This window comes from Thermoleptolyngbya oregonensis NK1-22 (assembly GCF_032705245.1).
GTDB lineage: Bacteria > Cyanobacteriota > Cyanobacteriia > Elainellales > Elainellaceae > Thermoleptolyngbya > Thermoleptolyngbya sichuanensis.
Map to the genome: position 1 here is coordinate 2,045,116 of NZ_CP053540.1, position 23,566 is coordinate 2,068,681.

15 protein-coding genes are annotated in these 23,566 nt (G+C 56.7%); 7 read left to right on the forward strand and 8 right to left on the reverse strand.

Annotated elements, in window-relative coordinates; all coding sequences use genetic code 11:
* Nucleotides 1-60: 60 nt before the first annotated feature.
* Both HNI00_RS08875 and clpS read right to left on the reverse strand, forming a co-directional pair.
* Nucleotides 61-450: a hypothetical protein gene (locus HNI00_RS08875; protein ID WP_316792575.1), complete on the reverse strand. Its 390-nt coding sequence runs from the start codon at nucleotides 448-450 to the stop codon at nucleotides 61-63.
* A 90-nt stretch (nucleotides 451-540) separates the two neighbouring features.
* Nucleotides 541-822, reverse strand: coding sequence for an ATP-dependent Clp protease adapter ClpS (gene clpS, locus HNI00_RS08880; RefSeq protein WP_068511220.1), 282 nt, complete (start codon nucleotides 820-822; stop codon nucleotides 541-543).
* Nucleotides 823-1,592: 770 nt separating this feature from the next.
* Between clpS and HNI00_RS08885 the strand changes: the two genes are divergently transcribed.
* Nucleotides 1,593-2,045: a hypothetical protein gene (locus tag HNI00_RS08885; RefSeq protein ID WP_316792577.1), complete on the forward strand. Its 453-nt coding sequence runs from the start codon at nucleotides 1,593-1,595 to the stop codon at nucleotides 2,043-2,045.
* A gap of 3 nt (nucleotides 2,046-2,048) precedes the next feature.
* Here the strand turns inward: HNI00_RS08885 and HNI00_RS08890 are convergent, their stop codons facing one another.
* Nucleotides 2,049-2,243, reverse strand: a complete 195-nt coding sequence (locus tag HNI00_RS08890; RefSeq protein WP_068511224.1) for a hypothetical protein — start codon at nucleotides 2,241-2,243, stop codon at nucleotides 2,049-2,051.
* 709 nt (nucleotides 2,244-2,952) lie between these two features.
* Here HNI00_RS08890 and HNI00_RS08895 point away from each other — a divergent pair.
* From HNI00_RS08895 to HNI00_RS08910, 4 genes are all read left to right on the forward strand, one after another.
* On the forward strand, nucleotides 2,953-3,321 hold the full coding sequence (locus HNI00_RS08895; RefSeq protein ID WP_084782602.1) for an STAS domain-containing protein: 369 nt from the start codon (nucleotides 2,953-2,955) through the stop codon (nucleotides 3,319-3,321).
* Between the two features lie 161 nt (nucleotides 3,322-3,482).
* Nucleotides 3,483-6,152 carry a TIGR03960 family B12-binding radical SAM protein gene (locus HNI00_RS08900; protein WP_316792580.1) on the forward strand — a complete coding sequence of 890 codons (2,670 nt, stop codon included), beginning with the start codon at nucleotides 3,483-3,485 and terminating at the stop codon, nucleotides 6,150-6,152.
* A gap of 782 nt (nucleotides 6,153-6,934) precedes the next feature.
* Entirely contained in the window at nucleotides 6,935-9,058 is a 2,124-nt protein-coding gene (gene rne, locus HNI00_RS08905) for a ribonuclease E (protein ID WP_316792582.1), read from the forward strand.
* Between the two features lie 37 nt (nucleotides 9,059-9,095).
* Nucleotides 9,096-9,710 carry a ribonuclease HII gene (locus tag HNI00_RS08910; protein ID WP_316792584.1) on the forward strand — a complete coding sequence of 205 codons (615 nt, stop codon included), beginning with the start codon at nucleotides 9,096-9,098 and terminating at the stop codon, nucleotides 9,708-9,710.
* Between the two features lie 107 nt (nucleotides 9,711-9,817).
* Here the strand turns inward: HNI00_RS08910 and HNI00_RS08915 are convergent, their stop codons facing one another.
* Complete coding sequence (locus HNI00_RS08915) at nucleotides 9,818-10,402, reverse strand: DUF1997 domain-containing protein (RefSeq protein WP_316792586.1); 585 nt, start codon at nucleotides 10,400-10,402, stop codon at nucleotides 9,818-9,820.
* Nucleotides 10,403-10,851: 449 nt separating this feature from the next.
* Here HNI00_RS08915 and pheA point away from each other — a divergent pair, with 449 nt between their 5' ends.
* On the forward strand, nucleotides 10,852-11,697 hold the full coding sequence (gene pheA / locus HNI00_RS08920) for a prephenate dehydratase (RefSeq protein WP_316792588.1): 846 nt from the start codon (nucleotides 10,852-10,854) through the stop codon (nucleotides 11,695-11,697).
* 158 nt (nucleotides 11,698-11,855) lie between these two features.
* Here the strand turns inward: pheA and HNI00_RS08925 are convergent, their stop codons facing one another.
* From HNI00_RS08925 to HNI00_RS08935, 3 genes are all read right to left on the reverse strand, one after another.
* Nucleotides 11,856-12,506, reverse strand: coding sequence for an LON peptidase substrate-binding domain-containing protein (locus HNI00_RS08925; protein ID WP_068511235.1), 651 nt, complete (start codon nucleotides 12,504-12,506; stop codon nucleotides 11,856-11,858).
* A 293-nt stretch (nucleotides 12,507-12,799) separates the two neighbouring features.
* Complete coding sequence (gene cutA / locus HNI00_RS08930) at nucleotides 12,800-13,201, reverse strand: divalent-cation tolerance protein CutA (RefSeq protein WP_316792590.1); 402 nt, start codon at nucleotides 13,199-13,201, stop codon at nucleotides 12,800-12,802.
* Nucleotides 13,202-13,234: 33 nt separating this feature from the next.
* A complete protein-coding gene (locus HNI00_RS08935) occupies nucleotides 13,235-13,768 on the reverse strand; it encodes an ATP-binding protein (protein ID WP_316792592.1) in 534 nt (177 codons plus the stop codon).
* 57 nt (nucleotides 13,769-13,825) lie between these two features.
* Here HNI00_RS08935 and HNI00_RS08940 point away from each other — a divergent pair, with 57 nt between their 5' ends.
* Complete coding sequence (locus HNI00_RS08940; RefSeq protein WP_316792594.1) at nucleotides 13,826-14,983, forward strand: PP2C family protein-serine/threonine phosphatase; 1,158 nt, start codon at nucleotides 13,826-13,828, stop codon at nucleotides 14,981-14,983.
* A gap of 237 nt (nucleotides 14,984-15,220) precedes the next feature.
* On the opposite strand, the gene HNI00_RS08945 is transcribed toward HNI00_RS08940, so the two are convergent.
* Nucleotides 15,221-23,152 (reverse strand): LamG-like jellyroll fold domain-containing protein, encoded by a 7,932-nt coding sequence (locus HNI00_RS08945; RefSeq protein WP_316792596.1) that lies wholly within the window; start codon nucleotides 23,150-23,152, stop codon nucleotides 15,221-15,223.
* Nucleotides 23,153-23,566: the final 414 nt, after the last annotated feature.

Sequence of the window (23,566 nt, forward strand, 5' to 3'; positions counted from 1 at the left end):
CCACGGGTCAGTGTCTCCTCCCAAACCTTGCTGGCTTAACCCGTTCAATCCACACCATGCTTAGGACTGACTCTGGCGGGTGAGGTATTGCCGCAGCCGCATCAGGCTCACAGTCTGCCCCAGATTCAGCGGCAGCAGCGAGATACCCTCCAAAGACGACTGCACCCAGCCCTCGCCCCAATACCACTGGTGAAATCCGTCCACGCCCTGACTGAGCAGCAGCCGCAGACTGTTGGAATCCAGCACATCGACCTGATGCCGGATGGCAATCGGCCCTAGCCAGCCTGTGAACTGCATTCCCGGTTCCAGGCGATCGCCCAGATCGGGCGAAAAGGTCTGCGGCCCAAGCCACTGACGAAATTCCGCAGGACGCAGCAAGCTATCTCGAATTGCGGCTTCGGAGGCATTTAGCTCAATCCGCAACTCACTGTGTTGAAAAACTCCAAGCATGATGGCAAGGCGAATGGTCTGGGGTATTGGTCTAGGCTACTGGTCTGGGTTACTAAGCCGGGTTATGGAGTCTGGAGTACCATCCAGGCACTATTCATCTGGCTCGATTGTGCTGGTCAGTCCGTGGCTTTTTAGCGTTTCGCAGTAAAACTCGGCGTGTTCCTGGGCGCAGGTGATCACTAGGGCAACGCCGTTGGTGTGCGCTTCCATCATGATGTTGATGGCCTGCGGAACCGTAAGGTTGGGCACAGTTTTCATCAGCGTTTGAACGACGTATTCCATCGAGTTGAAATCGTCGTTGTGCAGCAACACGCGATAGCGGGGAGCTAGCTTTCGGGAGGTTGAACGCTGTTCAATAGTCTCGACAGCCACAGTTCTAATCCTCTTTTTCTGAAAAGTACAGCAACGTAGCAGGTGCGGTCATATTGCGGTCATAGAGATGCAGTCACGACACACTTGCCTGAATTACGCCAGTGCAAACCTGTAGTGACAGCTTAACAAGTCTTATGAAGCGCCTGAAGACACGCCAGAGAGATGCCTCACAAGTACACAGTTCCGCCTGTGGATGTATCTAGTAGATAAATCTAGTAGATCCATACGGGTAGATGGGTGTGCTTCAGCTTGTTCATCCAGCCTGGTCTATTCAGCAGGATGCAGCAAGCGGGCATCATGTCATGCATTGGCTTGCTCTCTGTGGGCGATCGCCCGTCTGAAATGGCGCTTCGATCAATACCTTAGCGCGAATTCATATTTCTAAATGTTGCTCAACACTCAACCCTACAAAAAACTGACATTGAACGCATCCCAGGTCAAGAGAATATCAACACCTTGGAGTGTCGAGTTGCCAGAACTCCGCGCTCCAAAAAGATACTTTCGCAGTTCTCAGCCTTCGCAGTTCTCAATCTCCGCTAGATGCTCCATCGAAGCAGCACTCTCGGTGTAAAAGTCTGGAGCAGTGCCCTGCCCACTTGATAACCCAATTTAGATAACCCAATTTATAAGATAGAAGAAGGTCAGTCGGCATCAAGTCTCCATCGAGCCAGCGCTTCCCTGCCTATGTGAGATCTTTGGCGGCTGAGCAATCTGCAACTCATCGTCCAGGTAAACGGCTATTCGGGGGCGATCGCCAACTAGAGTCATTCATGGATTCAGCTTCTACGTTTCATCCCAGTGAAATCGTCTGCATCGAACATGAAGAAGTCCGCCTTTATGCAGAGGTGATCCAGCTTTCTGAAACTCGCCCGGTCTGCTGGCTACGGCCGCTGCTTTTGGTCACGCTGCTCTCTGAGGAGCAATCCGTAGCCTGCGACGTGAGCGCTCTGGCTAGCTCTATCCCCCCGCTTGGGCGATCGCTAGAATCAGAGAGAATCCACAGCATGATCGATCTGCGCGAAGGGGCGGATCTGCTCTTGCCTACTGCACTTATGCGCCATGCGCTGGATGTCGAGCTAATTCCGCTGTGGTCAGCGCTGCACTCGCTCAAGCCTGCCGCTGAGGGCGATCGCCCCATTCAAAATCCTTTGCATTCTTTGACACAAAGACTTTGGGCTGCCTATCCTACAATCTTCGAGTCTTCGGAGAAGAAATGCAGCTAACCCCTATGGACTGGGCACTAGGCGCACACGGCCCGCATCCATCTCAGACATCAGCAGTTCTAGAGCTTCATAGTCTGCGTCTGAAATGTAACCTAGTCGGGTCAGTTCATAGTTGATTTCGTTCTCAATGTCAGGGGTCAACTGCTTGATATAGAGGGCTTTGGCAACCAGTTGACGAATCACATGGGTAGTCTTCATTGCATTCTTCACCGCAATGTTTGGGGCATCTCACACTGGTTAAATTGTCGTTCGCTTCTTCGGGAACAGAAGTGATCTCCACCGAGCGAAACAAGTGATTTAAAACAGGTAATTTTTGTGACCTAAATCACCAAGGCTGGGCGGAAACGGGAGTGAAGGGTTGCAGACGGTTCAGAAAGTTGAATCCATTCAGGGGCGACATCAGCCTTGAGCCAAATCGCCAAAACTGCTTTGCTTCGCTTCGGCTCGCTGGGCAAATCTCAGGCTTGTGGGATATTCCGGGGGCGATCGCAGCGCCGACTGTTCTCAGTGCGATGTGAGGGTAGATGCTAGCGCAATTTGTAGAAAGCCGCACTCGTAGGAACACTTATTTAAATCTTTATAGAAGAGCGGATTGCCTTTAAAGATTCCGCGAATACACGGAAATAGGCTGGCACGGAACCTGTTGAACGAACTATTTTTCAGGGATCACGGTTTGTGTTCCCGCTCGGTATCAGTTTTGAGGCTCAACGTGTCCGTGTACTGTTGGGATTTAGTCAGGGCAGGCGGATCAAGCCCTTGCCAAGCCAGACTTTCCATTCGATTTTCGTTCGGTAGGATTCAACTCAGTCGGTAGGATTCAACTCAGCCTAAACTCTGAACCCTAAATCCTAAACGCGGTTCAACTCTAATTCCTATTTATCTCTTGTCGGGGTGAAATTAGCTTGTGATGCAAACCTTATTATCAGAATCTCTGCTCTCTGAATTTTCGCCAGTCGGTTCCGCTTCAACGACGGTTGTAGAGCCTGTGGGGGCGCTCAATGCCTCAAACGCAGCTCTGTTTCAACGACAGTTGGCAACGCTTCTTGCGTCAGATTGTTCGTCCGTGCTGGTCGATCTTAGCCAGGTAGAAACGCTCGACAGCGCAGGGCTGATGGTGCTGATTTCGGCACAAACCGCCGCTCACCAGCACCAAAAGCGATTTGGCATCTGCGGGGTTTCGCCCTCTATCCGCATCATCTTTGAAGTGACACAGCTCGACCGGGCATTTACCCTGTTCGAGAGCCGGGCTGACTACGAAGTGTCTCTCGCATCTTGAGCCAGACAAACATCACTATGCCCCATCGGGTTCGCCATCGGTTTTGCCCTCGTCTCCTTTTGCTCTTGCCCAAGGTGCTGCTCGCCGCGTAGCCCTGCTAGACTCGCGTCGTCCTCGTATACTGGGTGGGTAGGGATTTAGTTTAGCGAGGCTGGTTTTCTGTGGCGATCGCCCTTGAGCAGTTGCTCACCCCCGACATTGCCCGTCCTGCTCGATACCTGGGCAATGAGCTAGGGGCTGTTCACAAGCCCTGGTCGGATGCAGACATCCGCTGGGTGTTGACCTATCCCGAAGTATACGAGGTCGGCGCATCCAACCTGGGCCACATTATTCTCTACAGCATTCTCAACGCGCAGCCTCGACAACTGTGCGATCGCGCCTATTTGCCCGGCCCAGACCTGGCCGCCAAGCTCAAGGAATCCCATACGCCCCTATTTGCTGTCGAGTCTCGCTGTTCCCTGACCGACTTCGACATCCTTGGCTTCAGCCTCAGCTATGAACTGGGCGCAACCAACATCCTGGAAATGCTGAACCTGGCCCAGATTCCGCTCACCTGGCAAGAGCGACAACAGTCTGGGGTCTGGAACGTCGAACAGGGAAGCTTTCCGCTGATTTTTGCGGGCGGACAGACCGCCACTTCCAACCCCGAACCCTACGCCGACTTTTTCGACTTCATAGCCCTGGGCGATGGCGAAGAACTGCTGCCCGAAATTGGGCTGGTGCTGCAAGAAGGCAAGGCACAGGCACTCAGCCGGGAGGAACTGCTGCTGGATCTGGCTCAGGTTCCCGGTGTCTACGTGCCGCAGTTTTACGACATGGCTGCGGATGGGGCCGTGCGTCCTCTGCGGCCAGACGTGCCGGAGCGGGTGCTGCGCCGCGTCGCCGCCCCCATGCCCGCCTATTCCATTGGGCTAGTGCCCTACGTGGAAACGGTTCACGATCGCCTAGTGGTCGAAATTCGCCGGGGCTGCACGCGGGGCTGTCGCTTTTGCCAGCCGGGAATGCTGACTCGCCCAGCGCGAGATGTCGCCCCAGAGCAGGTGATTGAAACCATCGAGCAGGGAATGCGGGCGACGGGCTACAACGAATTTTCGCTGCTGTCGCTCAGTTGCTCCGACTACCTGGCGCTGCCCGCAGTGGGGCTGGAAATCAAAAATCGCCTGAAGGACGAAAACATTTCCCTCAGCCTGCCCAGCCAGCGGGTTGATCGGTTTGATGAAAATATTGCCAATATTATCGGCGGCACGCGCAAGGGCGGGCTGACCTTTGCGCCAGAGGCGGGGACACAGCGGCTGCGCGACATCATTAATAAAGGCTTAACCAATGAGGAACTGCTGCGGGGCGTGAAAACTGCCTACGAGCAGGGCTGGGATCGGGTCAAGCTGTATTTCATGATTGGGCTGCCGGGGGAAACGGATGCCGACGTGCTGGGCATTGCCGAAACAATGCGCTGGCTCCAGCGGGAGTGTCGGCTGAAGGGGCGCAAGCCGCTGGGCTTTAATGTGACGATTTCTAACTTTACGCCCAAGCCCCACACGCCGTTTCAGTGGCATTCGGTGTCTACGGCAGAATTTGAGCGCAAGCAAAGGCTGTTGCAGCAGGAATTTCGCACGATTCGTGGGGTAAAGGCGAATTTTACCGATGTGCGGATTTCGGCGATGGAGGATTTTGTCGGGCGGGGCGATCGCCGCTTGGGGGCCGTTGTGCGTCGCGCCTGGGAACTGGGCGCTCGCGAAGATTCCTGGTGGGAGAGCCTGGAGCGGGCCTTTGCGGCCTGGACGGAGGCGATCGCCGAAGCCGGACTCACCTGGAAATATCGCCAAGTCGAAAGCGGCGAATGGAACCTATTCGATAGCGCCGCCGATGCTTCGGAACTCCCCACCCCAGACTACAGCGCCCCCCTGCCCTGGGATCACATCGACACAGGCATCAGCAAAACCTGGCTCCAAGAAGACCTGCGCCGCGCCCTAGAAGCGGCCACCGTTCCCGACTGCTCCTTCGACGGTTGCTCCCACTGTGGCGTGTGCGGGGCAGACTTTGGACATAACGTGGTTGTGCCACCGCCGCCAATTCCCCAGTTCCAGCATCACTTTACGCCCGAAACCCATCGCGCCCAGCGGCTACGGGTGCGCTACGGCAAACTGGGCAGCATGGCGCTGATTGGTCATTTAGATTTGTTGCGCTTGTTTGACCGAGCCATTCGTCGAGCCGCTCTGCCGATTGCCTACACAGGCGGCTTCCACCCCAGCCCCCGGATCATGGTGGCCAGTGCCCTGCCTTTGGGGTCTACTAGCACGGGCGAGGTAGTCGATTTCGATCTGACGCGAATCCTGGAACCCGCCGAGTTTCTGGAAAAACTATCGGCCCAACTGCCCCCCGACGTGCCGCTGTATGGCGTGGAGGCGATCGCCCCCGACGGCCCCACCGCCACCCAGCAGCTTGACCAGGCAGAATATACCCTGGCGATCGCACTCTCCGCTGATGCGCCCCCAACGCTCTCGCCCCAGCAGCCCGCCCAGTGGTTGCAAGAAATCTTGACCGCCCGTGAACTCTGGTACGACCAAACCACAAAATCAGGCAAGGTGCAGCGAATCAACTTGCGCGATCGCCTTAGCGGACTGGATCTACTGCCCCCTGAGCGCTATCCGGCATCCATCGCCGCTGTCCTGAAAGAGGCTGACCCCAACCAATCCTTTGCCGTTCGCTACGTCGGCAGTTGCCGCAACGACGGCACGCTCCTCCGCCCAGAACACCTCCTTCACCTGCTAGAACAAGCCAGCCAGCAGCCAATGCAACTCCTCCACAGCCACCGCGATCGCCTCATGTTCTAGCGTCCTTCACCCAGCACCTGCACCACCCTCCAGGCCATAACGGTGCGTTTTTTAACAGATAGCTCTATTCATCTGTCTACAATTAGACATGGGGTTTAAATACGTTTCATCGAGATTCTCGCGAGATATCCCAGATGAAGCTTTTATACCCGATGTCCAGAGAAGCGCACGTTTTGAGCCTCAGCCACAGCATTTTGCATCCCTTTCCCCATGTGATAGGAATTGTGCAGCGGCTGGTAGCACAATCTTAACGACACGCTATAATGCATTTCAAAAGACGCTGATGCGAACTGAGCGCCCATGTTGCTGCCCGTGGCTTAATAGGCAGACCGTTTGGGAGGGAGTTCGCCTCCGCAGGTTTTGAGACTGAAGATGAGTCAAATTGGGTACCTGGCTCTAGTGGAAGGTGTACCCAGTTCTATCGAGCTTGACTAGTGTTGCGTCAGGCAGCTTTTGAAGGCTCACCTGCTGCCTCATCCGCAGTTCGTGAGCCAACTCGTGAGTCAATCAGCCCATGAGTCGAGCGTTGACAGACCACTAGCGAGCGCTAGCTCCGGGTATCAGAAAGCTCCAGGTATTGAAACGGCAGGCAGCTTTTTAATTGTCTTTACATCCAGAGAAGTTAGAAGCAGTACGCTGTCGAATCGATGGGTAGTAGGGCATTCCTCGTCTACTCGCCGATACCAGGGTCTTCCGTGTTTACAGATCTACACACAAAATCACCGCAGAAGCGCATCCCGCGAATCTGTTCGCTCTGCGTTGCCCCGTTCTGAGGAACTTGAATGTCAAAACAAATTATTATTGCTGAGCAGCATCGAATCGCCGCCGTCTTTTCAGGAGACCAAATTCAAGAGCTAATTGTTGCAACAGGCAGCCACCAGGTCAGCGACATCTACTTGGGTATTGTGGAAAATGTCTTGCCGGGGATTGATGCTGCCTTTGTGAACATTGGAGACAGCGAGCGCAACGGCTTTATCCATGTGTCTGACCTCGGCCCGCTCCGCCTCAAAAAAGCGGCCGCCCCCATCACCGAACTGCTCGTGCCCCAGCAAAAGGTGCTGGTGCAAATTATGAAAGAGCCGACCGGCAACAAAGGACCCCGGCTCACCGGCAACATCAGCCTGCCCGGACGCTATCTGGTATTGATGCCCTCTGGACGGGGCGTGAATCTGTCTCGTCGAATTCGCAATGAAAACGAGCGAAATCGCCTGCGAGCCTTGGCGATTTTGGTAAAACCAGCGGGCATGGGGCTATTGGTGCGAACCGAAGCGGAAGGCGTGCCAGAAGAAGCCATTATCGAAGATCTGGAAGCGCTGCAAAAACAGTGGGAAGCTATTCAGCTAGAAGCTGCCAATACTCGTCCGCCCTGTTTGCTGAATCGAGATGATGATTTTATTCAGCGGGTGCTGCGGGATGTCTACAGCGCTGATGTAAATCGCATTGTGGTGGACTCCCATACGGGGGCAAAGCGCGTTAAACAGCATTTGATGAACTGGAGCGGCGGTAAGGCTCCGGTCGGCGTGTTGATTGACCACCATCGCGAACGCACGCCCATTCTGGAATATTTTCGGGTGAATGCGGCGATTCGCGAGGCGCTGAAGCCGCGAGTAGACTTGCCTTCTGGCGGATACATCATCATCGAGCGCACCGAAGCGCTGACGGTGATTGACGTGAACTCTGGCTCCTTTACCCGCTCTGCAACGGCGCGAGAAACCGTGCTGTGGACGAACTGCGAGGCGGCAGCAGAAATTGCCCGCCAGCTCCGGCTTCGCAACATTGCCGGGGTGATTGTGGTGGACTTTATCGATATGGATTCCCACCGAGACAAACTCCAGGTTTTAGAGCAGTTTAATAAGGCGCTGCGGGCTGATAAGGCTCGGCCCCAAATTGCTCAGCTAACGGAACTGGGGCTGGTAGAACTGACCCGGAAGCGCCAGGGGAAAAATATTTACGAATTGTTTGGAAAGGCGTGTCCGACCTGCGGCGGGTTGGGGCATGTGGTGCATTTGCCCGGAGATACCGAAGAGGGGGCTGTGCCTGCTGAAGCGCCCCGCACGTTCCCGGCTGCTCATGAGTCGCGGGCGGTGCAGTTGCGGGAGCCTTGGGACGCTCCGGAGTTAGACTTTGGCTCTCCGGCGCTGGCAGAGCAGCAGGAGCTAGATCTGACCAACCACCCCAGCTATCAAGACCGCAACCGAGTTGATAGTCGCCGCCGCCGCCGCAGTCGCCCGCCCCGCTCTGGTGAGCCTGTGATGCGGGGGAATGGGGGGCGATCGCCCGACCTTGAGGCGGATACAGACGCGCCCGTTGCGCTTGAAGAACTGCCCGTGCTGAACGGCTCCACGCCAACCCCAGGGAAAGAGAGCCGAGAGGGGCGAGAGGGGCGGGAAGGGCGCTCAGAAAAGCCGGAGCGGGGTGGACGTGGGCGACGAGAGCGAGCCGCCGCAGAGCCACAGCAGGTGATCACGGTTGAGATGACCCCAGAGGAGCAAGAGATTTACGCGCTGATGGGGGTTTCGCCGCTGGTGTTGGCACCGGAACCTGTGAAAGATCCAAAGACAACGGTGGTGATGGTTGCGCTGCCAGGGCAAGGGCGACAGGGGGCCAACTCGATGGCTTCTGGCACAACTTCTGGTACAACCCCTGGCGCAACTTCTGGTAATGGCAGTGGGTTCTCTGCCGCGCTGCTCGAAAAAGATGAATCTGCACCAACGCCAGACCCTATTCTGAAATCGGCTGCGCCCGTTGAGCCTGTGGCCCATGCAGAAAACTTGCCCCCCGAAGCCGCGATCGCCCCGGCCAGCCCCGACCCTGAGGACGGCGATGTGGCTGGGGATAGCAGCGCCCCTAGTCGTCGTCGCCGCCGTCGCCGATCGTCTGTGTCAGCCGACGAGTCGGCCTCCTAGTCCAGCCACTTGATGTACCTGATGTAGAAGAGGGCAGATGGTAGCCGAGCTGATTGCGGGCGTGGATGAGGTCGGGCGGGGGGCGCTGTTTGGGCCAGTGGTGGCCGCCGCCGTGATCTTGCCAGAAAGTGCTGCTGCTGAACTGGCTGCCCTCGGCGTGACGGACAGCAAGCTCCTGTCGCCCGTGCAGCGCGATCGCCTGGTGGAACAGGTGCGTTGTCTTGCGATGGATTGCCGGATTGGTTTTGCCTCGGTGCGGGAAATCGATCGCCTCAATATTTTGCAGGCATCGCTATTGGCCATGCGTCGGGCGATCGCCCGCCTCAGCCCGCAGCCAGATCTGTGCCTGGTGGATGGCAACCAGCGCATTCCTGACCTGCCTATTCCCCAGCAGCCGATCATCAAGGGCGACCAGACCTGTTTGGCGATCGCCGCCGCCAGCATCCTCGCCAAAGTTTGGCGCGATCGCCTGATTGTCCGTCTCTCGGCTCGATATCCCCACTACGACCTAGCCACCAATAAGGGATACGGCACGGTAGCCCATCGGCTAGCGCTCCAAACCTACGGCTGTACATCCCAGCATCGACGCAGCTTTAAGTCCTGTCAGTTGGATGCGTTGCCAGTTCAGCAGAGGATCGATCTCAGCTCTTGAGATCTTTTCTTGAGGTCTTCTTGAGATCTTCTTGAGATTGATCTCCTTTTGAGCCGCACTGTTTGGGAACAGAGCGCCCGAACTGGGGACTGAGCGCAGTCGCTAGCTTAGTCTGCTGCTAAATCTGGTGCGAAGGAAAGTGGAGCGCGGGCTGGTTCTGCGAGTTGCGCCCTGACCCAGTTTTCATAGTCCACCAAAAGCTGATGCATGAGCCGCTGCTTGATCGTGCCCAAAACGCTCCGCAGCAGCCCGTTTCCAGTTGCCTCCAGCAAGGGGCGGGGCGTGACCCAGAGCGCAGGCGGCAGCCCGACCTCGACCTGCAAATTCGCTTGACCCAGCAGCCGAGTTCCATAGCGAGTTTGCACAGGCATCAGTTGCCCCAGCAGATCGAGATGAAACCGCTCATTGATGTAGTCCACACCCAAAATCTCGCTGCCCGCCGACCGCAGCGTAATGCCGCCTTCTGCGTCATTCCAGATGTCAATATCCACCGTGGGCTGGAGGCTGAGCGTGAGGAACGTAATCGGGCGCATTTTGAGACGAAAGCGATCGCCCCCTAGTGCTTCAACCCGGCTAGGGTCAACCAGCGCCGTGATCAACCGATGGGGCTGACGCAAATAGTGCTGAATTGGAATCGGCTGCTCAGGAACCTTGAGTTCGACCGATTGAGAGGCGGAGAAACGAGTCTGCATGTCAGATAGCGTGAGGAGAAAAAATTAAATTGCAGGGCAGGGGACATGAAAACTGAGTGACCTTGCCGCCTGCTTAACCATCCATTGCAAAAAGACAAAAGACTCAGTAGCAAAAAGCTAGTGCGTAACCGCTCAGCGCTTCAGTCGAGCAATGCATCACCAGTCCGCGCTGGAAACAATACCCCAGAGCTTGCGTAGCACTCTGCCTGAACCATTCGGGAATCGCCAAAATTCCCGCTTGACTGGGCACTTGCCGGGGGAGAGACTGGGCGATTGACTCGTGAGTTCATCTGCGTCAGCTAAGTTCATCCTGAAGCAATATGAAGCTGCAAACAAGCGTATTGGCAATCCCTTAAACAAATTTTACAGCTTTTCCCAGAAATCTACCTTGACTATAGGTAGTATACGGAGGTTTTACAGGGAATGCTGAGATTTCTACTGGACAGCGTATGACTATCTTGATTGCTCATCTTGGGCCAGCCGGAACCTATGCCGAAGATGCGGCGATCGCCTGTCGCGCATGGCTAGAAAGCACGGCCGGGCTGTCGAGCGAACTGCGTCCCTATTCCAGCATTCCAAAAACGCTGCGGGCCACCGAGAGCGGGGAAACCCAGCTTTCGGTCGTGCCAGTCGAAAACTCCATTGAAGGAAGCGTGACTACCACGCTGGATACGCTCTGGCAGATGAATTCCTTGCAGATCCAGCGGGCGATCGTGCTGCCGATTGACCACGCGCTCATCTCCCGCGCCCCCGATCTGGCATCCGTGCAAACGGTGTATGCACATCCGCAGGCCCTCGCCCAGTGTCAGGGCTGGCTGGAACGGATGCTGCCAGAGGTGCGGTTGATCCCTGCTAGCTCTAATGCCGAAGCGCTCCACAAACTGGAGCAAGAACCCCAGTCGGGGGCGATCGCCTCTCGCCGCGCCGCCAAGCTCTACAATTTACCCGTGCTGAGCTACCCGATCAACGACTATCCCGACAACTGCACTCGCTTTTGGGTCTTGGGAGTAACGCCATCCCCCGGCGGCACCCATACCTCCCTGGCCTTCAGCGTCCCTGCCAACATCCCTGGCGCACTGGTCACGCCGCTCCAGGTCTTTGCGACCCGCAACCTAAACCTGAGCCGCATCGAGTCTAGACCCAGCAAGCGATCGCTCGGAGATTACGTCTTTTTTATTGACATCGAAGCCAGTGCAGGCGATCCAACGGTTCAGCAGGCTCTCCAAGAGCTAACCCAGCACACCGAGACCCTGAAACTGCTGGGCAGCTATTCTATTGCTAGATTGGCTTGCTAGATTGGCTTGCTAGATTAGCTTGGCCAATCCCGATCTTGCCTGAGGTGGTGTATTTGGGGCTGAATAGGGTTTGAGCTTTAAACTTTGAGCGTTCAGCGAGGCAAACAATCGAGTCGAGATAAAGCTGGCAGACCCGAAAGCGCTAACCCGAAACTGGCCTAGCCATCGAAGCGCAGGGCATCCTTCAACGCAGTCCGGGCGGCAAGGTGGCTGCGAGTAGAAGTCAAAATCTCCGCTTCTCGCTCCAGACGAGCCGCCGTGTCTTGCAGTTCTAGCAATGCCTGCTGCTCCTGGGCTACGCCGTATAGATTGCTGGCGACCCAGTAAGACAGTTCCAGCGGCAAATCTGGAATATCGTCGGGCACTTCGATTTCCTGATTGGTCAGCTTCGCAGAGAGCCGCACTACGTCTCGCAAGAGCTGATCGACCTCAATGCTAAGAGAGTGGAGGTTTCGCTCGGTGGGATGGTCTTCGATCCACTCGACTAGACCAACGTGATAGGGCTTTTCGCGCACATAATCCAACACTCGAAAGCGCTGTTGCCCCACGGTCATAATCTTCATGCGGTCGTCGGGCATCCGGTGGAAGTTGGTGATTTCAGCGCAGCATCCCACGCTCGCGACGCGACCATCCGCAGGATCGACCATCAGCACTCCAAAGCGGCGATCGCTCTGGAGGATCGTGTTCATCATAATTCGGTAGCGGAATTCAAAAATGTGGAGGGGGAGTCGCCGCCCCGGAAACAGAACAACCTCTGAAAGGGGGAAGAGGGGGAGTTCTCGAACCGCAACCGATGAAGAAAATGCCATTGAGTTCTGTCTAATCAGTATCAGAGCCAGAGAGCGCTAGAGACGCACCTGCACTCACACACACTGCAACGACTATAGACCGCCGATGCAGCGCTGATGATGGTGCCGATGAACCGCCATTGCCGTGTACACAAAGCTTTGGGCACTTGTCCTTCAGTTTATCGCATTCCTCTGGTTTTCCCAAGGCTAGACAAACTGCGCTCAGCGCCCTGCATGGTGTTCTGAGCTTTTAGTGTTCTGAGCTTTTCGTGTTCTGAGCTTTTCGTGGTCTTCGCTTTTCGTGGTCTAAAGTTTTAGCGTTCTGCCTTGTCGTCCTGATTTTGAAGGCTGACCCTCGATAGGGGCGACAGGGAGCTAACTGATGCTCCTAACCAGTTGAGATAGTCTGCTGATCCGGCTGCGATCGGCAGCGCGATGATTTCGGGAACGTCGTAGCTGTGGAGTTCCCGGATTTTGGTTTCGAGGGCTGGAAACAGGGTTAGGTCAGTCTTGATCACAAGCTGCCACTCGTCTTGCTGCTCCAAGGTATCCTGCCAGGTGTAGACCGAATGGACGGGAAACAGGCTGACGCAGGCCGCCAGCCGTTCGGCGGCTAGGGCGCGGGCGATCGCCTCTGCTTCGGTGCGAGAAGCAGCCGTCGTCAGCACCAGACCATACGGCGCTGGGAGATCGCGCATTGCGGGAAGGTCACTCATACGGTACTGGGGAACTGATACGTTGAGGCTGCTCTAGTCTGGTCTGGCTAAATCTTGCCGGGTGTAATGTTTCACAAAAAGGAGGCAGTTCCGCTGATCGGGCGATCGCCGATAATCTAGGACATCTGCTGTTTTTTTCATCAGCAGCAGACCCCGACCGCCTGCGGCACCCCGGTCTACCTCATCTGGAATCGCTTCCAGCATTTTTCGCAAATTAAATGTCGGGCCACAGTCCCAAATCTGGATTTCTAGAAACTCTTTGAAAATCGTGACGCTAATTTCGATCGGGGTGTCTGGCGAACGGTTGCGATGGGCATGGCGGACGGCATTGGTAAAGCCTTCGGCCAGCGCAAGCTGACATTGCAGCCAGACTAGCTCTGGAATACCCGCGCATCGCAGGCCGTCAAACCAGGCCAAGACATGATTTAGCTCATTAAGCTGCGTATCGACCCGGATCTGCTCGCTCCGGAGCATGGTCAACTGAGTCGATCGAGGAGCCGATCGAGTGGGTGAGACTTCGCAGGAAATCCTCGTCTCTTGGGAGGTGAAGCCGGAAGAGGACGACATAAACGCTTATCTTAATAACTATCGTCAAGGTGTCATTGCTCTAGCCCTAGTCTTCCCATGCCGCAGATTCTTATCATCGACGACGACTCAATTATTCAAACGGTGCTGAAAAAAGCGCTGCAATCCCAAGGATATGAGGTTGCGATCGCAGATGATGGGGAGACTGGGCTGGCGCTAGCCGAGAAGCTGCGGCCGGCGCTGATCGTGTCGGATTGGGTGATGCCAGGATTGGACGGGCTAGAAGTCTGCCGCCGGGTCAAGGCAAATCCAGATCTGTCCACTACTTTCTTCATCTTACTCACTGCCCAGAGCGCTGTGGAAGATCGAATTCAGGGCTTGGATACGGGCGCAGATGACTTTTTGGCGAAACCGATTGAAATTAATGAGCTTCAGGCGCGGGTGCGGGCGGGGCTGCGGCTGCACTCGCTGAGTGAAGATTTGCAAACCCAAAAGCGCCTGCTCGAAAAGGAGCTATCGGAAGCCGCCTCCTACGTGCGATCGCTCCTCCCGGCTCCACTGACGGGCGACATTGAAATCGACAGCCGCTTTATTCCCTCCAGCCAGCTTGGGGGCGACTGTTTTGACTATTTTTGGCTCGACCCAGACTATCTGGCGATGTATTTGCTGGATGTGTCGGGGCACGGACTGGGCGCGGCGCTGCCGTCGATTACGGTGCTAAACCTGCTGCGATCGCAGTCGTTGCCCAATGTCAACTTTTACCAGCCCCACGTTGTGCTGCGGGCGCTGAACGAAGCGTTTCAAATGGATAGCCAGCACGACAAGTACTTCACCATCTGGTATGGCGTGTACAACAGGGTCAAGCGGCAGCTCACCTACGCCTGCGCCGGCCATCCACCCGCCGTGCTGATGCCGGGACGACTGCTGCCCCAGCCCGATAAACCGCCTGAAACCTGTCTGCTGGGGATGCGTCGGGTGCCAATTGGCATGATGCCCGATACGGTTTTTGAGAGCGATCGCTGCACCATTCCCCCCGGCAGCCTGCTGTATATCTTCAGCGACGGCATCTATGACTTGCCCAGTTCTGCGGGGCAGCCCACCTGGGGATTGCATCCGTTTATCAACACTCTGTCTAACTATGCATCCAGTGGTGCAACTATCCCGAATCTCGATCTTTTGCTGCAAGCAGTTCGCAGCCAGGGCGGCGTGTCTACTTTTAGCGATGATCTGTCTATTTTGCAAATCGCGTTTCACTAAATTGCAGCCGATCACCCCGCCAACACCCATAGGACTTACGCAGTTGGAAGATTTCTCGCGGGCGCAGCCCGCGAGAAATCTTCCAAACCCTAGAAAACTTATGGCAAGTGCGTAAGTCCTGACGCTAATGGAACATACTTACTCGATGCGTGAATCAAAAAAGGTGTGCCGCTCTGACTGCGAACAGCACACCCTACGATTTACAGAACCCTCAGGCAATTGGTCGCCAGGAGTCGCTTATTGCACCTGGCTTTGCAGCACCGAATCCGGGAACACCTGATAGTAGCGGCTCATATATTCAATGATGTAGCTCTCGGCGCTGGCCAGTTCTGGCATAAACCGAGAAATGACCTCACGAATTGCGTCTGCCAAATCGCCATAGCTGCGTGTTTTCGACTGCACGTAGGGTTCCAATCGTTTGATCAGTTCCCAGTTGCTTTCGATGTTGGCGGCTCGCAGGGTATCTTCGGCGGGCGTGGCGGCGGGAGAGCCATACTGGGGCAAGACGCGGCTGACGTAGGTGACGCGGTGCATCACGCGCCAGGGCTTGCCGACCTTCTGCTGGATGGACTGACGCAGGGCGATCGCATTCGGATCGTTGCTCTGTTCCAGCCAGGCCCGGTCGATCACCTTGTTTTCAAAGTCCTTAAAGTGTTCCTGGCTCGGCTCTAGATAGAACGTTATGAACCGATAGCCATCGACCTTCCCAGGACACTTGGCGCGATCGCCCTTGGCATCATACAGCGACAGACCCAACCGTTCCGCCTGCTGTGGGTTGGCGACCTGGATGTTGCGCTCCACATCCAGATCCACCGTCACCCCGAAGGATCGCTGGGAAGCGCTGGTCCTGGTCTTGGTGAGGGTCTGGCTGCCGCCCCAGAAGGACTCTAGCTCAAAGTTGACCGCCATTCCGGCGATCGCCGTGTTGAAGTCCATATAGCCCCCAATTTGACCCGACACCGAGAATGTGCCGCCAATCACCTCTTGCTGGGTCTCCATAAACTGCTGCGTTTCGGCAAACAGCCCGCCGTCGGCCGTCCAGACGTAGGTGTTGAATAGGTTGCGGCGGGTCAGTTCGGGCAGCTTATCTTCCTGATTCAGGGCAATGCCGCCTTCGATCGCTGCACCGATGCTGGTTCCCACTAGGGGGAGAACGGGTGTCCCTCGCGCCATGCCCTTTTTGCCCGCAGGTTCTACGTCATAGCTGCGATAGTCGGCCTCTAGCTCCTTCTGCTCCCGCTCGATGCGCTGCTTTAGGGCATAGGCTTCGATTGGCTTGAAGTAGCTGCGGTCGGAGCTGGAGTCGGTGGCGTTGGGATAATCCACCGCATCCGCATTCAGCCCCACCCGTCCGTCCAGCGTCCCCTGCTTCACATACTTGGGATTCAGCGGGAACATAATCACATTCCAGTCTTTGGGGATGTCGGGGTTGGGCTGCATCCGCAGAGCCACCGTGACCCGTCGTGCCGGGTCGCGATGCTTCAGCCGCATCACAAACACATCCGCCGTTTCCGACTGCACCAGCGCAAAGCCGACGTTTTTCGGCACATAGCGCCTGCCCAGTTCGGGATAGCGAGGGCGGGCAGCCTCTTCCCAGTCTCCCTGAGCAGTCAGGCGGCTGAGGGTGTTCGTGGTTTTGCCAAAGCTGACGGTACTGTTTTGCAGCCAGCTTGTGTTGGTTTCCATATTGCCCTTAATGCCCAGCACCAGGTTCGTGTTGACGGTTTCCACCACCAGCCCAAATCCAGCTTCATTTTTCACCTTGAAGCCAGCACCGAGCTTCATATTGAGGGCAGTTTTGTAGCTGCGATCGCGCGTATTGGCGTAGGTGTACATCATCTGGTCGGCTTCGGTGAGTTCCACCGTGCTGACCTTTTCGTAGGTATCGCGCACCGTCAGGTTTTCGCTGGGCACGGGCGGCGCACCCTCGATAAAGCCGATGAGCTGCGGGTCATACTGCGCCTGTCCCACCCACTCTAGTTCCAGATCACCGACCTTGTAGCCCGTTAGCAGTCGCCACTGGCCGTTGCGGATGTAGGCGTAGCAGCGCTTCATCACGCCTATCAGGTTGCCCGCCGAATCGGATTGCATATCGCCGTATTCCTGCACCGCAGGCGCATTCGTCAGCACGTCATGAAAGTCGGTCTTGACCTGGGCCAGGGCGCTGCGAATCTGGGCGGTTTCTGTGCTGACGGGGGCCGTAGACAGGGCAAAGTAAGCCAGTGTTGCGTCCGTCAGCGGCGAGTTGGGCGTAGTGCCCGGAATCGCTAGATGCAGGCCGCGCCCAGAGCCATCTTGCAGTGTGTTGCCCACTTCGCTGGCGTGATAGTAGGCAAGGAGCTGTTCAAAATCGCCTGCAATGGGGCGGAACAGATTGTCCTGGATTTGCTCCAGCGTGCGGGCGACTTTCCAAATGCGGACTTCATCCAGTTCGCCTGTGAAGGCGTGGCGCTGCAACGCTGGGTTAGCGCTCGGAGCGCTTGCATCCGTACCCAGCGAAAATCCAGGTGTACCCTCAAAGGGTGGCTTTTGACGGTTCCAGGCATAGGGCGTGTTGCTGGCGCTCCAGACGTGGGTCATCACGACATCGCCGTTGAGATAGAGCCGCAGACGCGAGGCTTCTGGGTCGCTGCTTTGCACCCAGCGTGCGCCGTAGATCGTGGCGTGATTTGTGCCCTTAGAGTCTTGGGCGATCGCCCCCTGGTTTTCCTCCAGTTGCCACCAGCCGACCAGCCCCTTTTCGCGGCCCTTGATCGCTTTGCCCAATTCCGAGGCAGTGAGAGCGCGGCTCCACAGGCGCACCTCGCCCAGTTCTCCCCGGAACGAGTGAGCGGCCATCTTTGTGGCATCTCGCGGGTCAGTCTGGCAAACAGCCCAGCCGATTTCGAGGGGCTGACTACCGCTGCCGATGGTTCCCTCAAACCGCTCTGGATTTTCCGCCTTGCTGCCAGATTTCCAAATCTCATACTGCACGCCGTCCTGGCTGCGTGCATAGAAATGGAATTCATACCATTGATTGATGCTCACTTGAGCATTACCTTGAGCGGTTTCGGTACGATGCTGGCGCGTCACGCCGACATGATAGACCTGATTCGGCTGGAGTGAAAATGAGGATTTTAGGAAGTGATTTTCGGGTGAATCCTGGTTGTCTTCAAAGGCGAAAACAAGCTTCCCTTCTTTGTTCACTGACAGGGAATAAGTACAGTCATCATCACTGCCGTCTTGTATCTTACCTTTAGTCAAAATGCCCTGGGGCTGAGCCAAATCATCCAGCCGAATGACAGCCTCGATCGTCAGATCGCCCGCCAGTTCCAGCGTTGTATCGCTGCCACAATCCAGGCGATCGCCCGCCTTAAACCTTAGCGCGTGGGCCTGCTCAAACACTGCCGCAAGATGCTGCCACTGATTAGCGGATGCCATCGGGTCGGTGTAGACCAATTTGCCGCCCACTTCGGCAAACACGCGATAGATCGGCGCATTTTCCCGGAGCGCATCTAGGTCGTGGCTAATGCCCAGGCGATAGCGGGTAGACGGCGACCCCGACTGATGCTTCAGGATTTCCGTAAATCCCTTGGGAAACGCGCTGTGCTTCACCCAAGCTTCTATCGTCAGGTTGGCTTCGGTTTGATAATCCGCTAGCCGCTGTGTCGTCGTCACGGGGCGAGCAGCCGCATCGAAGGAGAGCGCATAGCCATAGGCATCGGCGACCCAGCGGTTGCTGAGGGTGTCATCGCTGAGGACAGCGGTTCCCGGCTGCACTGGCTCCGGTTCATTGCCCGCATCCACCAAAAACAGCAGCGACCCATCCTGGAGCGATCGCGCAATCTGGTTAACCTGGGCATGAGCGTCGTAGTCGTAGGGCAGCAGATACACGCCCTCGTCAGCTTTGCACGCCAGCGTTACAGGGTCGATTTGCACCTGCATCATCTGCGAATTGACCCGGCGCAGAGCGGGACTGCCCAACACCTTGCCGTGGCGCTGATGGCGCGAATCGTCCTGGGCGACCAGACGATCCTCCCGCAGCACGAATCGCCAGCTTCCTGACAGCGTTTGCCAGACGGCTCCGGTGGGGTCGTTCAGCACGCGGCGCATTCCGGCGGTGATGTCGGCTTCGCTGCGGGCTTCGTTCCAGATGCGGAGTTCGCCGATTTGCCCTTTGAAGTGGCGATCGCCGTTCCACTGCCCGATGAACAGCGACCCGCCGCCCAGTAGCGCGGAACGGTTTGCCGCTGTGGCAACCAGCTTCCCATCCACCAGGATGGACTGGGTGCGCGCAACGCTGTCGTAACGCCAGGCGACGTGATACCAGCGCTCTGGCTCCAGCGCGGTGGGGCTGCTGAGGTCGTTGGCTTCGCCAAAGAAGCCCAGATACGGCCGGCGATCGCGGATCGTTAGGTGCAGCGCCCGCAGCGCCGCGCGAGGAGCCGCGCTCCCCAACACAGGACAATCTCTGGGCGCGTCGGCCGCCAGGTTAATCCACGCTTCCACGGTAAAGCTGCGGTTGGGCAATTCCAGCACTTCGGCGCTGGTCAGCTCGACGAAATCGCTGGAGCCGTTGAACGAGAGCGATCGCCCCTGGAAGCCCGGAACCTCCCCCTTGGGCAGCACGGGCTGCGCCGACCGGACGACGGCTTTGGTCTTGGCACTGCCGATCAGCAGCGTGTCGCCGGCCTTGAGTGAGTGAGCTGCGGCACTCTCTAGATCGAACTGGGCGACGCTGCCCGACAGCGCTTCGGTAATTTGCCCCAGATATACAGGACGTGCCATGCCGTTTAGCACGGCGGCAAACTGAGCGCGATCGCGCGGCACTCGTTGCCATTGTTCCTGGATGCCCGTTGCAGCGTTTTGAATCGCCACGGTGCAGGTGTCGGCATTCTCTGCTGTGATGGTGATCTGGCTACTGTCGAGGGCGGCCCCAGCAGAGCGGGCAATCCAGCGCAGTCCCGACGTTTCTGGCTGGCTAAAGCTGGCGCGACCCGTCACCACGTCGTAATACGCGGCAAAGAACTGGTCGCTGGTGCCCCGGTAATACAGGCTGAGGCGACCCGTGACGCTTTCAAACAAGAGCGGCGTGTCCTTCGTCCAGGCAAAGCCCAGCACGCCTCCCGACACAGTGAGTCCGGTCGGGTCGGCGCAGATAAAGGGCATCGGCAGCGGGTTGTCTTGCCCAAACTCGTGCATCACCAAACGCAGGTATCTGAGCGTGGGGATACCGTCAGCAAGCTGGCTTTCCAGGAAGTTAATTTCATCTTGCAGGCGATCGCGCTCTGCCTGCATCGCTGTGGTAGCTGCGTTATAGAAATTGACCAGATACCCCAGTCCTTCATCCCGCAGGTCTTCGTAATGCAGCGGCTGCACGGGCGTTACTACATACGGCAAGCTGTTTACCGGAAGATCGCTAAAGCGGAGCTTGACGTATTTGTTGCCCTTGAAGAAGAAAAAGTCTCCGGTTTCGGGGCGATGCACCACGCCGTCTACGCGAGTCCATTCGGTTGGGAAACCCGGAAAATGGTCGTGAATGCGACCGGTCGTGCGATGCCTGGTGGGAATTTCATTATTTTGGGCATCCCAGCCTGTAAAGCGCAGCCAGCGATCGCCCCTAAAGAAGAAAACCTGGCGGTATCCTTTCACCGCTGCGTCGATGCCCAGCGCCCAATCGCTTTCCTCTGGCTTAAGGCTGAACGCCTCCTGAATCGATGAGACATAGCTCGACGTGCTGGACGGCGTAATCAGGTTAACCCAAGGTTTGCAGGCTGCGCCTCTAAAGAGATAGCACTGGTTGAGTTCGCCAAAGGTGACGAGGGTATCCAGCCCCGTCCATTCAGCCGGGAAATTCCGGGGATGGAACAGTTCGGCAATCGGTCGGATGGGCTGCTCGGTCAGGTTGCCATCACGGTCGAAGACAAAGGCTGCGCCCTGAGTCGCCGTCTTGCCCACATACAGCAGCTTGTAGTAAGTCCGCCCGTTAATCGTTTCACTGTAAGCATCCAGTTCTCCCGTGCAAATGGGAGTCTCCGCCAGCTCTGCCTCGATGTTTTTCAGCGTGTTGAGCTTGGCGATGCGCTCACTCGTCCAGCGCTGCATATCTTGCTGGAGCTGGCTGTATTCTTCCAGGGTGTCGCTCAGCGTGCGATCGCCAATTTTGGCGGCATCAAGCTGCTGCAAGTTGAGTAGATCGGGCACTTGGGCCAAGCTGCCATCCCGCGACACGGCAAAATCCAGCACCGCAATAAGCGACTTGCTGCTGCGGTCGGTGGATCGGTCTTCCGTCGGCACGGCAAACATGACGCGACCGTTGCGCTTGATCGGCTTCTTCTCCTCCGCGGTATAGCCCACCCCTGCGGGTTCCTGCTGGTAATAAAACAGCGCCGTGCAGCCAGCAGTAACCGCGCGATCTTGAAAGGCAAAGCTAGAACGACGAATGCCCGGATGCTCGCCCACGGGCGCTTCCGACTTGATCCAGGGATGCTCGCTGCCTGTGATCTGCCCGTGCTGGGCAAAATCTGTCTGGTCATACAGCATTGTGCCCGTGCCCTCGTCGCACCGCCAATAGCCCGCCAGATCTAGCTCATTGCCCACTAGTCGGTGATGCCGCTCGATGCTTAGTTCGCGGGGCGATCGCACGCGGCTCCAGATCCGTAGCTCATCAATCTGCCCTGTGAAATAATCGCCTTGGGTGGAGCGGTTGCCCAGGCACAGCGGGTCATCGTTGACCGGAACGCGAGCCAGATCGTCGGTGATTGTGCCTGCGGCTACCCCGTCGATGTACAGCGTAATCGTGGGCAACTCGGCGTGTTCCTGGTCAGCGCGGGGCGTAGCCGTCCGCACCACCGCCACATGATGAAACTGGCCATCCGTTAGCGCTACTTCGGATATCAGCGCCAGCGTCTTTTGCCCGTCCGTGCGGAAGAAGCCGAGTTTGCCATTGCTCAGATAGCGCAGCGCATAGGGATATTCGCCGCGGCCCGTGCCTTTTTCCAAAATGTTGAACTGGGCAGTGGGGGCCTCATCTGGGTTGGTTTCGCTGATTTGTGCGGGGTCAGCTAGCAGCCACAGTTCCAGCGTAAAGCCGCTCGCACCGGGCAGGTTCAGCCGCTCGCTGGAGCGCACCGCCACGGCATCATCTACCCCATCCAGCAGCAGGGCCGATTCGGCAAACCCCGACTGGCTCAGCAGCGGAATCAGCGGTTCGCTCGAAAAGGGACAGGTTCCTGGCTGCCGCTCGAATACGCTCTGCTGATGCTCTGGCTTGGGACTGGTGTAATACTGCGTGCCGCGGGTGTTGAAAGAGCCATTGGGCGATCGCTCGATGTTAAAAGAATCGAACCGCTGGGTGAGCCGATTGTGGGAAAAAATCTGCCAGCGCTGCACATCAGGAATTGCCGTCGGCAGCAGCAGCACCGTAAACCAGCCATTCGTTAAATTGCGAACAAAGTCAAGCGTTTGAGTCGGCTCGTAAAAGGCTTTCTTTTCCAGATCTTCGTAGCCCAATCCGTCCTTGCGGCTGGCGGGCGAATCTTTGCGGCGGCTACGCTGATAGCGCACCTCTAGCTTGGGCTGGAGTTGCCCACCCGTGAATACAAACCGATCCATCAGCAGCGTATTGTCCACTACAGGAATCGGCCGCCCCTGAGCATCTTTCAGGACTTCGCCCTGGGCGCTGGTTCGCCACACCATATCGGACGCATCCCGTGCCGCCGACTGACGAAAGATATACACATGCTGTTCGTCTGAAAGAACCTGAAACGGTCGAAATCCATTCAGACTGCCGTTCGGCAGAGATGCGCTTAATCGTGCCGTAGTAGATTGAAAGCTGTCTCGCTCTTTAGGTTCGATTAATGTTCCAGCAGGCAGCGCAACGCCATGTCGATTGACGAGCGGCATCCGCTGCGTCCCCGCTACCGATTTGCCAACGATCGCCAGTTCATCAGGAAAGATCAGTTCCTTTGGCTCAATATCCCAAAATGCACTGTCGAGGGAGGTCGAAACACCAGAGCGCTCCATATCAAGAACTGTGTAATAAATATGGCGATCGCTATCCATCGCAAAGGCAATCACCGTTCCGTTATGGCGCACCATAGTCGTATAGACATAGGCCTTTTGTGCAGATCCAGCGGCAGCGCTAGAGGGTTCATACACTTTGACAAAGTTCCGTTCGAGGATGGACATGGGGGCTTGTCTCCTGTTGCTTGAAGTAAGAATTTAGAAGGTTGAGATAAACTTCCGCTGAATCTGCAAAAAGCTGAGTCTGCAAAAAATACATGCAGAACATCGCCCAAGCCCCAGAATTGCTGGGATTGGGCATCACCTGTGCTAAACCAATAGACTCAATTCACTCAATATCCAGCGCAACACCAAGAGCCGATTGTCAGTCAAAATCGGCAATTAACTAGAAATTTGTTGGGATCAGATATTGGAGGTCGATTCGCAGAGAGGCAGCAGAGGGGCAAGGGTTAAAGCAGCACCAGTTCGGCGTTAATGCCAGACAGTTTGGGTGTTGTGGTGCGCTCTAACGGGATGAATCATGTCTTTTGCAGCGAAGCGGGAGGAACACTATCTGTGCCTTCACTCTCGCAAGAGGCA